Below are 13,521 nucleotides of genomic sequence, written 5' to 3'. Positions count from 1 at the left end.
GTGAGCCTGAAACTCCCAAAGACCGAAGTACAGGGGCAGGGGAAAGGGCGCGTTACCTATGAAAGCTATGTTGAAGGGTATCCCTCGACCCAAATATTATTTCGCGAGAGGCAACCAATGACGAACAGCATTTATTCATGAACGTTCGCTTCGTGTCGGTGCAGCCCTCGAGCTATTAGCCAACCTCCCCGTATGACGAGTGCCGGCTGTCAGCGCGAATGCAAATGATTGGTCGATGGTGACGCGATTAGGCAGTCATGTGAGAAAAAATGGCGCAACTGATCCCACTGATCAGACAAATCAGCACTGGGTTACTCGCGCTCCACCCAGCGCGCGCCGTTGTCCCCCCACCACACCTGGGGGCTAAACGGGTCGCTTTTTCTGCACCCCCGCAGTCGGATAAAAACCATGCAGGGCGGGGCTAATAGTCGCTGACATCGAGGAAAATTTCCCTGCATTTCCCTGCACGTCAGTAGGTGAACGAACACGTTCTAGCCCAAAGTAGGATGTGTGGAGATACGCGCCATCGGAAAACTGGCTCTTCACACAGCTATACAAGGCTTAGGCAGTCTTGATAGCGTAATGACCTCGAACCATTCGTGGATCTATATCAGACGGTGACCCCTGGGGGTCTCTACGCAAGGTCGAAATGTAGAAATCCCAGCTTTTAAGGTAAAAGGATGAACCGACAAGAATACTTCAACTACGTTGAGCGAAAGCTCAACGAACTAGCCGTTCGGATTGATACTAGGGCTAAATTGAATCTTTTAGACCTTAACATTCACTCAGAGTCTTTCTATCTTCACTTAATAAATAAAATTATGACGTGGAGCTTAGAGAGCCTGAACACCACAGTATCAAACACCGAAGCAATAGATCTCGCGGACCATGTGCGAAGAATAATATTACAGATATCATCAACTTCTACGAAGGCAAAAATAGAGTCATCACTAAGTAAAATAAATGATAAATATGAAAACTACAAATTCAAGTTTCTTTCAATTTCAAAAGATGCAGGCAATCTAAGAACATTGAGTTACAAAAATCCAAGCAAAGCAACATTTAACCCGCAGGAAGACACTCTAGACATACGTTCGCTACTCAGTTCATTTCTTAACTTAGACATAGCAACGCAAAGAGAAATTTATGAGCAAATTCGAAGTGAGCTTGAGACAGAGATTCCTTCTAGAAAAACTGAAACGAACCTTGCGCAGATAATTAATGTACTAGCACAACTGGAATGGAGCGAATCAGACCTCCAAGTTGAAGTAATCCCTTATAAAATAGAAGACAAAATCAAACATAATGACCTAGATACGGCACAGTGGATCGTTAGCGATTACAAAATACATAACAGCCGACTTGACAAGATATATACAGAGTTTGATCGACAGGGAGCAAACAAGAGCAGATCTGTGCTCCACTCAATTAGAGCTATATACCATAAAAATAGAGGCACGCTCTCCGGAGACGAGCTTTTTTACAAGATCACAGAAGAAGTGGAGCTAGCAATTCAGGAAAGCGCCAACTACACTAGCATTCCAAAAGATGAGCTCTGCCTATGTGTGAATATTCTAGTTGTAGACGCCTTTATCCGCTGTAAAATATTTGAGAACCCTGAGGGATACGAAGCAAATGTTGCTGCCCGATAATATACACCCTGACCAGACTGTTTATTATAACGGTGCGCACGTGCTAAATACCATCCAAAAATCAAGCCCCATCGAGCCTTTGGAACTCTACATAGAGACAAAGAAAACTCGTGAAATCAGCATGTCCCTTTTTATACTTTGCTTAGATTGGCTTTTTATCTTGAACGCAATAAAAATTGGTGACCAGGGAAGAATTGAGCTATGTATCTAAAACAACTGAAAATAGCCTCGCCAACCCACATCATACGTGAAATAAATTTTCATAAAGGGATCAACTTAATTGTTGATGAAACCCCATCCACTGATGGAAAAGAAACAGGAAACAATGTTGGAAAAACAACAGTCCTGATGCTCATCGATTTCTGTTTAGGCTCTAGTGCTAAAAACATATATACCGACCCTGAAAACAAAAAAGAAGAACACAAACTAGTAAAAGCCTTCTTAATTGAAAATGAGATAGTTATTACACTCACATTAAAACGTGACTTAGACGATAACTCATCCGAAGAAATAAAAATTGAAAGAAACTTTTTGGCAAGAAAGCGTAAAATTCAAAAGGTTAATGGTTTAAACAGGACCGATGACGAGTTTGAGGAAGCCCTTACCGAGATACTTTTCAAGGGACATTACGGCCAAAAACCAACATTCCGGCAAATAATATCGCACAACATTCGTTATCGAGACTTAAGCCTTACGAACACTCTTTACAATCTCGACAAATTTACTAGAGACGAAGAGTACGAAACCCTTTATCTATTCCTTCTTGACTGCAACTTTGTAGAAGGAAACAACAAACAGGATCTTTTAAACAAAATCAGGATAGAGCAATCATTTAAGGCAAAGCTTGAAAAAAGCCAAACAAAATCTGCCTACGAGGTCGCTCTTAGCATAATCGACAGTGAAATCACCAAGCTGAACCATAAAAAAAGAACATTAAACTTAAATGAAAACTTCGAAAAAGATCTAGACCTTTTAAACAACATTAAATATGAAATAAATACAGTAAGCTCGGAAATTACTAGGCTCGACATTAGGTACTCTTTAATCAAAGAGGCGGAGAGAGATATCCTTGAGACTAAAACAGAGATTGATACGGACGAATTAGCAGCGCTATATAATCAGGCTGCAGCACTTATACCAAACATCCAGAAAACATTTACAGAGCTTTGCGGTTTCCACAACCAGATGGTAGCCGAGCGGGCTCAATACATATCTAAGGATATTCCCAAGCTTGAAAATGACATCAAATCCAAGTCAGAGCTTTTAAGGCGCCTACTTGTAAAAGAAGAAGAGATCGCAAAATCTATATCTCAAAGTGTGTCATTTGAAGAGCTTGAAAATATAATTTCCGACTTAAATGAAAAACATCAGAAGAAAGGCGAGTATGAAAATGTCATACAACAGCTTGAAAGCGTAGATCAAGAACTTATCAGTTTACGCAAAGAGCTTTCAGAAATTGACGAACTATTATTCTCTCAAGAATTTGAAAAAACCATAAAAAACAAAATTGACACATTTAACACTTTCTTCTCCGCTGTATCAGAAGAGCTGTATGGAGAGAAGTACGCCCTTAAAGTTGATCAAGACAACTATAAAGGCAAACACATTTACAAATTTAGCGCATTCAATACAAATTTTAGCTCTGGGAAAAAGCAAGGCGAAATATCTTGCTTTGACATAGCCTACACGCTATTTGCAGATGCCAATAACATCCCTTGCTTCCACTTTCTGCTCAACGACAAAAAGGAACTGATGCACGACAACCAGTTACTTAAGATCGCAGAGTTAGTAAATAAAACTGGCATTCAATTTGTTGCGTCAATACTTAGGGACAAATTACCTGAGGAGTTGAATAAGGAAGAATTATTCGTCGTCAAGCTATCTCAGTCGGATAAGCTTTTCAGAATCGAACAACCCGATGCGTGAGATCACTACAGATCACGAGGCCTGTGTATCCCAGTGTGTATCCCAGCAGAAAAAAACTCGTTAAACCTGTTTTAAATCAGTACGATAAAAGTCCAGTTAGAGGCTCGCCGGGGCACCAGATACGAATGAAAAAGCCCCAAGTCGAAAGACCTGAGGCTTTTCCGTATATGCCAATTCAACGCTTCCGCAACGCCTCCAACCTCCCCGGTAAATCCTCCTCCGGAAAGCGCTTATACAGCGCCAGCAGCTTCTCATCAGCCGCCTTGCTCTCTCCCGCCTCACGCAACTTCAAGATCGCCTGCAACTCCTGCTCCAAAGACGGCAATGCAGCCGGCGAGGCCTTGCTGAGTTTTACCGCTGGCGGAGCCGCCAATGCATCTGCGGTTTCAGCCTGAGCTGGCGCACTTTCAAGCCGGGGCGCCGCTGCCATTCGGGCCATTGGCGCGGGGGCGGAGAAGGCTTGCGGCGTTGGCTGGGCGGCTTCTTGGTGGTGCAGGGCGGAGAATGTCGCGGTGGAGATTTCGGGCTGCAGCACGGGGGAGCGTGTGAGCACGCCGATCATCAGCGCTAAACCTGCGACGGTGGCAAATGCCATCTGCCAGCGTGGGCGTTGGCAGGCGTGCAGCCAGCGTTGCCACAGGTTGGGTTGTGGCGCAGGGACTTCGCGGCGGGCGGTGTTGAGGATGAAGGCGTCGAGGGACGCGGGGGGTTCGCCGGTGCTGTGTTGACGGTAGTGCTGGAGCAGTTCGTCGCCTGGGGTGGGTCGAGTGTCAGTCATACGGTTACCTCGTCGGCCAGCAGGCGCCGCAATTTCTGCAGGGCGTAGCGCAGGCGGCTTTTTACGGTTTCCAGCGGGGCGCCGGTGAGGGCGGCGATTTGGGGGACTTCAAGTTCGCCGTGCAGGCGCAGCAGGAAGACTTCGCGCTGGTCTTCGGGCAGGTCTTGCACGGCGGCGTCGAGGCGCGCCTGGTCGCGGCTCAGGCTCAGGTGTTGCTCGGGGCCGGCGCTGTGGTCGGCCTGGGCGTGCAGCTGCTCGTCGTAGCTGTCGTGCAACGGGTTGTGGATGCCGTGCTTGCGCCAGTGGTCGATCAGGCGGTTGCGCGCAATCTGGAACAGCCACGTACGAAAACTCGCCCGGCCCTGTGGCTGGGTGGTGCTGCGGATCAGGCTGAGCCAGGTGTCCTGGTAGATTTCTTCGGCCAGCTCGGGTTTGTTGCACAGGGAAATGAGGAAGCGGTACAGGCTTTGGCGGTGCCGGGCGTACAAGGCTTCGAAAGCAGCGGCGTCGCCGGTGCGGTAGCGGGCCAGCAGCGATTCGTCGCTGGGTGGATCATCTGGGACGGCCATGTGCTGGGGTGAACTCCTTTTTGTCAGCCGAAGCAGGATTGACTGTGGGAGGGGGCTTGCTCCCGATGCGGTGGGTCAGATAGCACATTTGGTGCTGATGTACCGCTATCGGGGGCAAGCCCCCTCCCACATTTGGACAGTGTAGGATTTGAGATCAGCGTTTTAGGCTTTGGGCCAGTTCGACCAGTTGTACGAACTCGTTGCGCAGGCCGAACGGGTCGTCGCTGCGTGCAGAGCGGGCTAGGTTGGCGGTGTCCTGCAAACTCATGCTGCCAGTGTAGCGGCCATCGCCCTTGAGCTGTTGGGCGAAGGCAGCCACGGCGGCGCTGAAGCGCAGGTCGTCGCTGGGCGCGGTGGATGTTTTACCGACGGCCCGTTCGATCAATTGGCTATCACCGCCCGCCGCAGGTTTGTAGCGTACGCGCACCGTCGCCAGTTCTGCCGAGGTGTTTTCAGCCGCAGGCGCTCTGGCGTATCGCAAAGGCTCCAACCAGCCCTTCTCGCCCTTGGGTACGATTTCGTACAGCGCGGTCAGCGTGTGCCCTGCGCCGATTTCGCCGGCATCGACCTTGTCGTTGTTGAAATCCTCACGCTTCAAGGCGCGGTTTTCATAGCCGAGCAGGCGGTACTCGCTGACGTGTGCCGAGTTGAATTCCACTTGCAGTTTCACGTCCCGTGCCACCACCGCCAGCGTTGAGCTGAGCTGGTCTACCAACACCTTGCGGGCTTCGCGCAGGTTGTCGATGTAGGCGTAGTTGCCATCACCGGCATCGGCCAGTTGCTCCATCAGGTGTTCGTTGTAGTTATTCACACCGAAACCCAAGGTGGTGAGGGACACGCCGCTTTTGCGCTGCCGGGCGGCCATTTGCTTGAGGCTGTCGAAGTCGCTGATGCCCACGTTGAAGTCACCGTCGGTGGCGAGCAGGATGCGGTTGATGCCCTTGTCGATAAAGCCTTCGCGGGCCATCTGGTAGGCCAGTTCGATACCGGACGCGCCAGCGGTGGATCCACCGGCGGTGAGTTGGTCGATAGCGTTGCGGATTTTGGTTTTGTCGCGGCCCGAAGTCGGCTTGAGCACCACGCGGGATTCGCCGGCGTAGACCACCAATGACACGCGGTCCTGATCACGCAATTGTTCCACCAGCAATTTCAGGGTGCTTTTGACCAGTGGTAAACCTTCGCGACGGTCCATGGAGCCGGACACATCCACCAGAAACACCAGGTTGGCCGGCGGCAGGTCCGCCACGGCGCGGTCGGACGCTTTGATGCCGATGCGCAGAAGTTTCGTACGCGGGTTCCACGGTGTGGCGGCGACTTCGGTCGTGACGCCGAAGGGTGAGCCATCGGTAGGCAATGCGTAGTCATAGGGGAAGTAATTGACCATTTCCTCCAGGCGCACCGCGCCTTCGGGCGGCAGGCTACCTTGGTTGAGGAAGCGTCTGACGTTGGCGTAGCTGCCGGTGTCGACATCTACGCTGAAGGTGGAGACCGGGGTTTCGGCAACGCGGTACACCGGGTTGTCGGGCAGGTTGGCGTATTGCTCGCGGGGTTCGCTGCGGTAGTCCATGGCCGCTGTCTCGCGCATTTGCATCGGTGCAGGCATGGCCATGCGCTTGACCAATGCGCCCTGGGCCGGCGCGCGTTGAAGCTCTGCGACGGGCTCAGCCGGTTTCGCCAGGTCAGGCGAGGAAGATAGCCCGCAACCGGCCAACGCCACCAGCAGGGTAAGGGTGAAGCCTTGGGCAGCAGGACGCAGGAAGAGCAGAGGGCGGGACATGGGCTGAACCTCGTGAGTGAATAGTCCGTTCACAAGGTCAGACGCGGGGAATGTGGGGTTCGGGTTAACGCGTGCAATTTTGACAACAGCGGAAATCAGTGTGGGAGGGGGCTTACTCCCGATGGCGGTGGGTCAGCCACCAGATGCAGTGGCTGACACTAAGCTATCGGGGGCAAGCCCCCTCCCACATTTTGTTCTGCAGAGCCTATCAGTCCGTGCCGTATTTCGGGTTGCGCGGGCCGTAGAGGATGCCGGTGCGCTGCCCGGCTGACAGCAACCGTGCGCTGGTGATGCCCGCAATCGGGTGCGCTGCGTCGGTGGAGCTGTTGATCACTTGCTTGACCGCCGCTGTAATCAACATACCCACCAGGCCACCGCTGTTATTGTTGCCCTCCTCGCTCGACGCACGCGCCGTGCCGGTCCACAGGGTGGTGCCGGTGCGCAGGTCCACCAGTTTGGCCGAGGCGGTCACGGAGGTGTCGCTGGAGATCAGCATGTACTTGGTGCCGTACTCGCTGACGGTGATGTACAGCGCGGCGTCTGCACCAAAGATGTCATGCAGCTTGGCCGGCAGTACGGCCTGGATATCGTTGGCGGTGGTCAGGCCGTTCTGGCGGAAGGTTTCGTCCACCAGGGCGATCGGCAGCACGTAGTAGCCGGCTTCGGCCAACGGGTAGGTGACTTGCGACACCAGGCTGTAGGACGCCTGCACTTCCGGCGATTCGTTGATCGGCGGCAGTACCAGGATCGACTTGGGCCGCGCCTGTTTGTAGGCTGAGTAATCAAACGTCTTGGGCGCCGCGCAACCGCCGAGAAAAGCCAGGGCCAGCAGGGCGCCGGTGAGTTTTAACAGGCTCATTTAGTGGCGACTCCGGTCTTGGCGTTTTTCAGCAGAAAGTCCATGTAGGCGGCGGACTCAGGGAACAGCGCCTTCTCGGTACGAAATTCCTGCACCATCTGGTCGTCCTTGCCCATGTTCATGTACAGCATGCCCAGGTGCGCGTGGTAACCCGGCGGCGCCTTGCGGCCGGTGGCGTTGATTTTTTGCAGGTCGCGCTCCAGTGCCTCGACCTGCGCTTCCTTGGGCTCACCCTTGAAGTATTCGTAAACCTGCGGCTGGTAGCTTTCCCATTGATACAGGGGCTGGGGCGCCGTTTGGCACCCGGTTACCGTCACGATTGCTGCCAGCGTCAGCGCCAACTTCACTGCCTTGCTCATCCGTGTACTGCTCCTTGAGGTGTTGCTGATCAGTTACGTGGGTTCCAGGCGCCGGCGTTGATGCCGTCCACCAGGCGGTTGATCGCTTCGCGCATGGCCAGGTCAAGCACCTTGCCATTGAGGGTGGAGTCGTAGCTGGCGGTGCCGCCGAAGCCGATCACTTCACGGTTGGAGAGCGCGTACTCACCGGCGCCCTGGGTGGAGTACACCACTTCGGAGGTGTTGATGTTGACGATATTCAACGCGACTTTGGCGTAGGCCACTTGGGTCTTGCCACGGCCGAGGATACCGAACAGCTGGCGGTCGCCGGTTTCCTTGCGGCCGAACTCGGTCACATCGCCGGTCACCACGTAATCAGCGCCCTTGAGCTTCTGCACGGTGCCTTTGATTTTGGCTTCCTGGGAGATTTCGCCCATGTTGTCGCGGTCCAGCACGCTGAAGCGGTTGGTCTGCTGCAAGTGGGTGATGAGGATGGTCTTGGCCTGGCCACCGAGGCGGTCGACGCCATCGGAAAAGATACCGCGCATGTAGCTGGAGCGGTTGTCGAACTTGCCCACGGCAATCGGCACGCGCACGCCGGAATAGGCCACGCTGGCGCTGGCGACTTGCTCCACCGGCATTGCGCGGTTGCTCTCGGTGGCGCAACCGGCCACGGTCAACAGCGCCACGGCGGTGAGGCCCGACAGCAGGATTTTGGACAGTGTCTTCACGTGTTGCTCCTAAAGTGAGAAATCGGCAGAGCGCAGGGCTGCGGCCATTTTCGGGGAGGGAAACACGTGCGTCTGTATTCGTCCCTGAACCTGTCGTGCCGCAACGGCTGCGGCATTTTACGGGGTTGAGAGCGGTTCTCAAGGTGTTTTGAATAAACGCAGGGTTAAGTGATGAGTGGGGCTGCTGAGGGAGGGAAACCGGATCGGCCTAAAGTTCTGAGCCGACGTGCCGAGACCCTGACCTGGTTCATTCATTAATAGGGATATTGCGTGTTGAAAATCCTCTTGCGGGCAGCGGCCCTCGTTGCCGCACTGTCGATGACCGGCTGTGTGTCCTACACCGTCACCGGCCCTATCGGCGCCCCGTTACACCCGGCTTCTGTCAGCAGCCCGCGCAGCGCGCAAATCGCTGATGTGACGGTGAATGCCGCTGACATCAACGACGCCAACAAAACCGCTATCAGCCGTTCATTGACGTTGCAGCTTAACCAGTACGTGCGCGCGGCCGGTTACTTCAAGCAGGTTACCGAGTACCCGGTGCGCCTGGGTGAGCAGGATGTTTCGCTCAAGTTCAACATGACGTCGCTCAAGGGCCATCGCGGCGTGCACCCGGGTTATGTACCCGGCGCCTTGCTGACCTTGACGATCTGGATCTGGGTCAACGGCCCGATCTACGTCGACACGTTCGATCTGGCCGGCGACCTGGTGATCGTCGACCGCGACGGCAAGGAACTGGCCAGCAGCAAACAAGAGGTCAAGTTCGAGCGCAACGTGGGCCTTTACGGCCGCGAATACTGGGCCCCGACCATGGGCGCCAAACAACTGAATGAACTCGTCGCGCAACTGCTCGACACCGCCACCGCCAAACTGGCCAAACCGTAAACTCAAGGAGCATCACATGAAAGGATTGATCAAGCACGGCCTGGTACTCGCGGCCGTCTTGCTGACGGGCTGCGTGTCCTACTCGCAACACGAACTGCCACCGGTACAGACCTGGCCACCGACCGCCAACGCGCCAGCGCAGAAACCTACGGCGTACGTGCGCACCACCGGGCTGAACCAGGTCAACGGCGGCCCCGCCAACGCCGCTGCCGGCGCACCCGCCGCCCTGTGGGAAAAAGCCGTGGCGGATGGGTTCCGCCAGTCCAACCGCTTCGCACGGGTGAGCACCGACAAGGTTGACTCGGACATCTACGCTGACGCCACCCTGTACAACAACGAACAGTTCAGCATGGCCTCGGCGATTATCACCGGCGTGACGTTCTTCATCATCCCGTCCACGGCCAAGAACACCTTCACCCTGGAAACCGTGTTCAAGGACAAAGACGGAAAGGAGTTGGGCCGCGTCAAGAAGAGCGAGTCGGTACGCACCTGGATGCACCTGGTGCTGATCGTGGGCATCCCGTTCCAGGCAGACACCCGGGAAGTGGTAGAGGCGTTGACGCGCAGCACGCTGGATGAGGCGGTACAGCGCAAGTTGTTCTGACGGATTCACACAAATCCAAATGTGGGAGGGGGCTTGCTCCCGATGGCGGCGAGTCAGTCAACACATCATTGGCTGGACCACCGCTATCGGGAGCAAGCCCTAATGCCAGTCAGTTAAGGCTTTTTGTAGGAGCGAGCTTGCTCGCGAAGAACTCAAGGCCCCCTCGTTCATCCAAAATGAACGCGTTGTCTGGCGTTTTTCGCGAGCAAGCTCGCTCCTACAGTGAAGCCCTTTCGCTTAACTGACTGGCATTAGGGCAAGCCCCCTCCCACAGGGGATTAGCGGCAGGCTCTACGTACGCGGGTTGAGGCCGTACAGCGAAAGTTGTTCTGACGGATTCACACAAATCCAAATGTGGGAGGGGGCTTGCTCCCGATGGCGGTGAGTCAGTCAACACAACATTGACTGGACCACCGCTATCGGGAGCAAGCCCCCTCCCGCATTTATGTTGAGGTGTTGCTTAGAACGCGTAGCGTGCCTTAAGCATGACGCCGTCAGCATCGAAACCGCTGCGTGCCTGGCGGGTGTAGCTGGCGCCGACGGTGAAGTCCGACACTTGGTAATTCACGCCCACACTGGCTTCATAGCTGTCACGCGCCACCGATGCGCCGGTCACGGTAAACGGCGAACCACCCGCCACGAAGCTGGAGGTTTGCGCGACGCGATCACCCATCAGGTCGTGATAGGCCATCAAGGTCGCTTCCGGTTGCAAGCTGCCAGCGCCCATCGGCAGGTTGGCCGCCAAACGCACACCAGCACCCAACTCGCCCACTTCATAACGCTGCGAAGCCGTGCTCAACGCCGCCGACGAACCTTTCTCGGTAAAACCATCCATGCGTACGTTGGCATAGCGCGCCGCTACACGTGGCTCGATCACCACCGCCTGGGACGGCTTGAAGCTGTAGCCGCCGATCACGCTGGCCGCCAACACATTGCTGTCGTAGCTGCCCTTGGCCGTGGTGCCCGCGACGTGGCGCTTGCTGTCGTTCTCGTTATGGCCGTAGCTGAGGCTGCCATCCACGAACCAGTTCTGCAGCGCCCAGTTGCCGTACAGCGACAGCGCGTGGCCCTCGACGTCGGTCTTGTTGCCCAGGTCCGAATGGATATTGGAATTGAGATAGCTGTACGCCACGCCCAAGGTGGTGGTGTCGTTCACACGACCGTCCACACCCACCGCCATGCCGCTGCTGTTGGCCGAGTAACCGTTGTTGCCGCCACGGCCGTCCTGGTCCATGTTGCTGCTCAGGCCCTGCACCCAAACACCGCCGACCTGATGGCTTTCGCGCTGGTCGGTGAGGCGATTGAAGATCGCGCCGTTGACCACAGTTTGCCCCGACAACGCCACGTCGAGGGCGCCACGGTTGACGTCCGGCGTGAGTTGGTCGGCGAGTTGCGCCAGTTGCTGTGCCGTCCCGGCGTTGGCCAGGCTCTGGAACACCGGGTCGTTTTGGTTGAGCTGGCCGAGCACATCGTTTTTCAACACGTTAACGGCGGTTGCGGCCGACGCACCCGCGCTGGCACCCGCCAGCTCCTGCTGCACCTGCTGATCGCTTTTCACCGCCACCACGGCCTTGACCGTCTGCGCATCGGCCGAGTAGCTGAGCACGTTCAGCAACGACGACGCACTGGCCACGGCCACGCCGTTGTTCTGCACGTTGGTGGCTTGCAGCAAGGTGTATTGCGTGCCGGCTTTAGGCGCGGCGAAGTCGCCCGGGTTGGCGCTGACGGTCAGCTTGGAGGCCTGGGCCAGATTGGCCGTGCCGTTGACCGTGAGGTACGGCGTGGTCGGCACCACGCTGTCGGACAGGTGCATATCAACACCTGCGCCGCTAGCCACATTGAGGTTGCCGGTGATGGCGGTGCCGGGCGCGGAGAGGTTCAGCGAGCCTGAATTGACCGACACCGGCGCGATGATACGGCTGCCGGTGAAATCCGCCTGGCCGTCGACGTTGACGGCGTTGAGGTTGAGCAAGTCGCCGGTGATTTTGCCGCCGGTCCAGTTCAGCGTCGCCAGGTTGGCGGCGTCGACGGCGGTGCCAGCGTTACTGCGGATTTCGCCGGCTTGCTGGTTGATTTCGAACGGCGAGGACTGCTCAGCCGCACTCACCTGGATCGCAGTGCCGTCGGCGGTGATGAGGCCACGGTTGACGATACCGCGCGCACCGGCAGCACTGTTCTGCGCAAAGCTGGCGCCGGACAGGTCGAAGGCATTGGCCGACGCGCCCTTGGCTTCGATGGTGCCGGTGTTGAGGATGTAATCAAAGGTGCCGCCGTACAGAAACAGCCCTTTCGCCTCATTGCCATTGGCGGAAATCAGGCCGCTGTTTTCAATACGCAGAGGGCTGGTGTCGGTTTCCACTTCCACACCCCAAGCGCCCTCGCCTGTGGCGGTAATCGAGCCCGAGTTCAGGATTTTGCCGCCGATGGTGGTCGGCGTGTCGCCGTCGATGTCAAGGATCAAGCCAATCGCACCCTCGCCGGCCATATCGATCACACCCGTGTTGGAAACGTCACCCGCAATGGTGGTGCCATGCAGGTAAATGCCTTCGCCGCCGCCCAGGTAGCCGGGCGTCGTCACCGTACCCACGGGTGGCGTGGAGCGGATGGTGCCGGAGTTGATAACGCTGCCGCCAATGGTGGTGGGGCCGATCTCAAGCCCTTCATACGCGCCGTTGCGCATCAGCACGTTGCCTGCCTGAACCACATCCCCGGTGACAGTGCTCGGGGCCAAACCGGTCGGGCCAGTCCAGAACATCGGGTCGATGGCAATCGCACGAATGGTGCCGCCTTGCGACTCCAGCGTGATGTCTGCGCGGTTGATCAGCGAGCCTTGAATGCGGGTGTTTGCAAATCCCAGGCCGGCGGGGTCGGTGGTGTTGGAATCGACCACTCGGGAAAACTGGCCGGTGATGGTCACGGGCTCGTTGAACGTCTCATTGGCCCAAATATTCTTGCCCTGACCCAGGTCGAACTCCACGGCCAGCACTTGGGTGCTGATCGCGCCGACCATGATTGCCAACAGACTTTTCTGGAACTGCTTGCGCTTCATTTCTAACTCCATGAACTACAGGTCAAAACCACCAAGAGGCCCGGCGGCAGTAGGTGTGCTGTGGGAAAGGATCAATCGATCCGAATGATGCCTCCAACGTCCCTGGGAATCGCAGGCGCGAGCCGGTGCACCGCAGGCGGTGGCAGAAAGGGGCCGTAAGAGGAAGAGGTTCACATCAATCCTTAATGTCATTTGAAAACGCTGCAGTCCATGCAGCCCGACCGATTGCGGGTGGGCGGGGTAAAGACACTCAGATAAACAAAATGTTCAAAGCCATAAACAGCACGCCGCTACCACTGTAGGAGCGAGCTTGCTCGCGAAAATCGTCAACGATAACGCGAGCAACCAGAAAAACG

Annotated in this window: 12 protein-coding genes; 5 read left to right on the top strand and 7 right to left on the bottom strand. The window is 55.8% G+C overall.

Features of this window, described 5'->3' with window-relative positions:
- Positions 1 to 680 precede the first annotated feature (680 nt).
- Genes C4J91_RS00935 through C4J91_RS00925 form a run of 3 tightly spaced genes read left to right on the top strand, consistent with a single transcriptional unit; the run spans position 681 to position 3,578 of the window.
- Positions 681 to 1,652: an ABC-three component system protein gene (locus C4J91_RS00935; RefSeq protein ID WP_124360735.1), complete on the top strand. Its 972-nt coding sequence runs from the start codon at positions 681 to 683 to the stop codon at positions 1,650 to 1,652.
- Positions 1,636 to 1,863, top strand: a complete 228-nt coding sequence (locus tag C4J91_RS28015; RefSeq protein WP_124360734.1) for an ABC-three component system middle component 6 — start codon at positions 1,636 to 1,638, stop codon at positions 1,861 to 1,863. Before C4J91_RS00935 ends, C4J91_RS28015 begins: the two co-directional genes overlap by 17 nt.
- A complete protein-coding gene (locus tag C4J91_RS00925) occupies positions 1,854 to 3,578 on the top strand; it encodes a DUF2326 domain-containing protein (RefSeq protein WP_124360733.1) in 1,725 nt (574 codons plus the stop codon). Before C4J91_RS28015 ends, C4J91_RS00925 begins: the two co-directional genes overlap by 10 nt.
- Before the next feature lie 175 nt (positions 3,579 to 3,753).
- Here the strand turns inward: C4J91_RS00925 and C4J91_RS00920 are convergent, their stop codons facing one another.
- The 6 genes from C4J91_RS00920 to C4J91_RS00895 form a co-directional block, all read right to left on the bottom strand.
- Complete coding sequence (locus C4J91_RS00920; protein ID WP_124360732.1) at positions 3,754 to 4,356, bottom strand: hypothetical protein; 603 nt, start codon at positions 4,354 to 4,356, stop codon at positions 3,754 to 3,756.
- Entirely contained in the window at positions 4,353 to 4,925 is a 573-nt protein-coding gene (locus C4J91_RS00915; protein WP_124360731.1) for an RNA polymerase sigma factor, read from the bottom strand. The genes C4J91_RS00920 and C4J91_RS00915 overlap by 4 nt, the downstream gene beginning before the upstream one ends.
- Before the next feature lie 154 nt (positions 4,926 to 5,079).
- Positions 5,080 to 6,702, bottom strand: a complete 1,623-nt coding sequence (locus C4J91_RS00910; RefSeq protein WP_124360730.1) for a VWA domain-containing protein — start codon at positions 6,700 to 6,702, stop codon at positions 5,080 to 5,082.
- 208 nt (positions 6,703 to 6,910) lie between these two features.
- Complete coding sequence (locus tag C4J91_RS00905) at positions 6,911 to 7,561, bottom strand: DUF799 domain-containing protein (protein ID WP_124360729.1); 651 nt, start codon at positions 7,559 to 7,561, stop codon at positions 6,911 to 6,913.
- Positions 7,558 to 7,920 (bottom strand): DUF4810 domain-containing protein, encoded by a 363-nt coding sequence (locus tag C4J91_RS00900; RefSeq protein WP_124360728.1) that lies wholly within the window; start codon positions 7,918 to 7,920, stop codon positions 7,558 to 7,560. Before C4J91_RS00900 ends, C4J91_RS00905 begins: the two co-directional genes overlap by 4 nt.
- Positions 7,921 to 7,949: 29 nt before the next feature.
- A complete protein-coding gene (locus C4J91_RS00895; RefSeq protein WP_124360727.1) occupies positions 7,950 to 8,630 on the bottom strand; it encodes a CsgG/HfaB family protein in 681 nt (226 codons plus the stop codon).
- Positions 8,631 to 8,900: 270 nt separating this feature from the next.
- Here C4J91_RS00895 and C4J91_RS00890 point away from each other — a divergent pair, with 270 nt between their 5' ends.
- Positions 8,901 to 9,512, top strand: a complete 612-nt coding sequence (locus C4J91_RS00890) for a hypothetical protein (RefSeq protein WP_124360726.1) — start codon at positions 8,901 to 8,903, stop codon at positions 9,510 to 9,512.
- 16 nt (positions 9,513 to 9,528) lie between these two features.
- Positions 9,529 to 10,116 (top strand): hypothetical protein, encoded by a 588-nt coding sequence (locus C4J91_RS00885; RefSeq protein WP_124360725.1) that lies wholly within the window; start codon positions 9,529 to 9,531, stop codon positions 10,114 to 10,116.
- 460 nt (positions 10,117 to 10,576) lie between these two features.
- On the opposite strand, the gene C4J91_RS00880 is transcribed toward C4J91_RS00885, so the two are convergent.
- On the bottom strand, positions 10,577 to 13,165 hold the full coding sequence (locus C4J91_RS00880; RefSeq protein ID WP_124360724.1) for an autotransporter outer membrane beta-barrel domain-containing protein: 2,589 nt from the start codon (positions 13,163 to 13,165) through the stop codon (positions 10,577 to 10,579).
- Between the last annotated feature and the right edge of the window lie 356 nt (positions 13,166 to 13,521).

The organism is Pseudomonas sp. R3-52-08 (assembly GCF_003851745.1).
Classification (GTDB): domain Bacteria; phylum Pseudomonadota; class Gammaproteobacteria; order Pseudomonadales; family Pseudomonadaceae; genus Aquipseudomonas.
This window is presented reverse-complemented; position numbering and strand designations above follow the sequence as displayed.

Coding starts and splice junctions, on each gene's coding strand:
- C4J91_RS28015 (WP_124360734.1), top strand. CDS start 1,636: ATGTTGCTGCCCGATAATATACACCCTGACCAGACTGTTTATTATAAC.
- C4J91_RS00880 (WP_124360724.1), bottom strand. CDS start 13,165: ATGAAGCGCAAGCAGTTCCAGAAAAGTCTGTTGGCAATCATGGTCGGC.
- C4J91_RS00905 (WP_124360729.1), bottom strand. CDS start 7,561: ATGAGCCTGTTAAAACTCACCGGCGCCCTGCTGGCCCTGGCTTTTCTC.
- C4J91_RS00920 (WP_124360732.1), bottom strand. CDS start 4,356: ATGACTGACACTCGACCCACCCCAGGCGACGAACTGCTCCAGCACTAC.
- C4J91_RS00935 (WP_124360735.1), top strand. CDS start 681: ATGAACCGACAAGAATACTTCAACTACGTTGAGCGAAAGCTCAACGAA.
- C4J91_RS00915 (WP_124360731.1), bottom strand. CDS start 4,925: ATGGCCGTCCCAGATGATCCACCCAGCGACGAATCGCTGCTGGCCCGC.
- C4J91_RS00900 (WP_124360728.1), bottom strand. CDS start 7,920: ATGAGCAAGGCAGTGAAGTTGGCGCTGACGCTGGCAGCAATCGTGACG.
- C4J91_RS00910 (WP_124360730.1), bottom strand. CDS start 6,702: ATGTCCCGCCCTCTGCTCTTCCTGCGTCCTGCTGCCCAAGGCTTCACC.
- C4J91_RS00925 (WP_124360733.1), top strand. CDS start 1,854: ATGTATCTAAAACAACTGAAAATAGCCTCGCCAACCCACATCATACGT.
- C4J91_RS00885 (WP_124360725.1), top strand. CDS start 9,529: ATGAAAGGATTGATCAAGCACGGCCTGGTACTCGCGGCCGTCTTGCTG.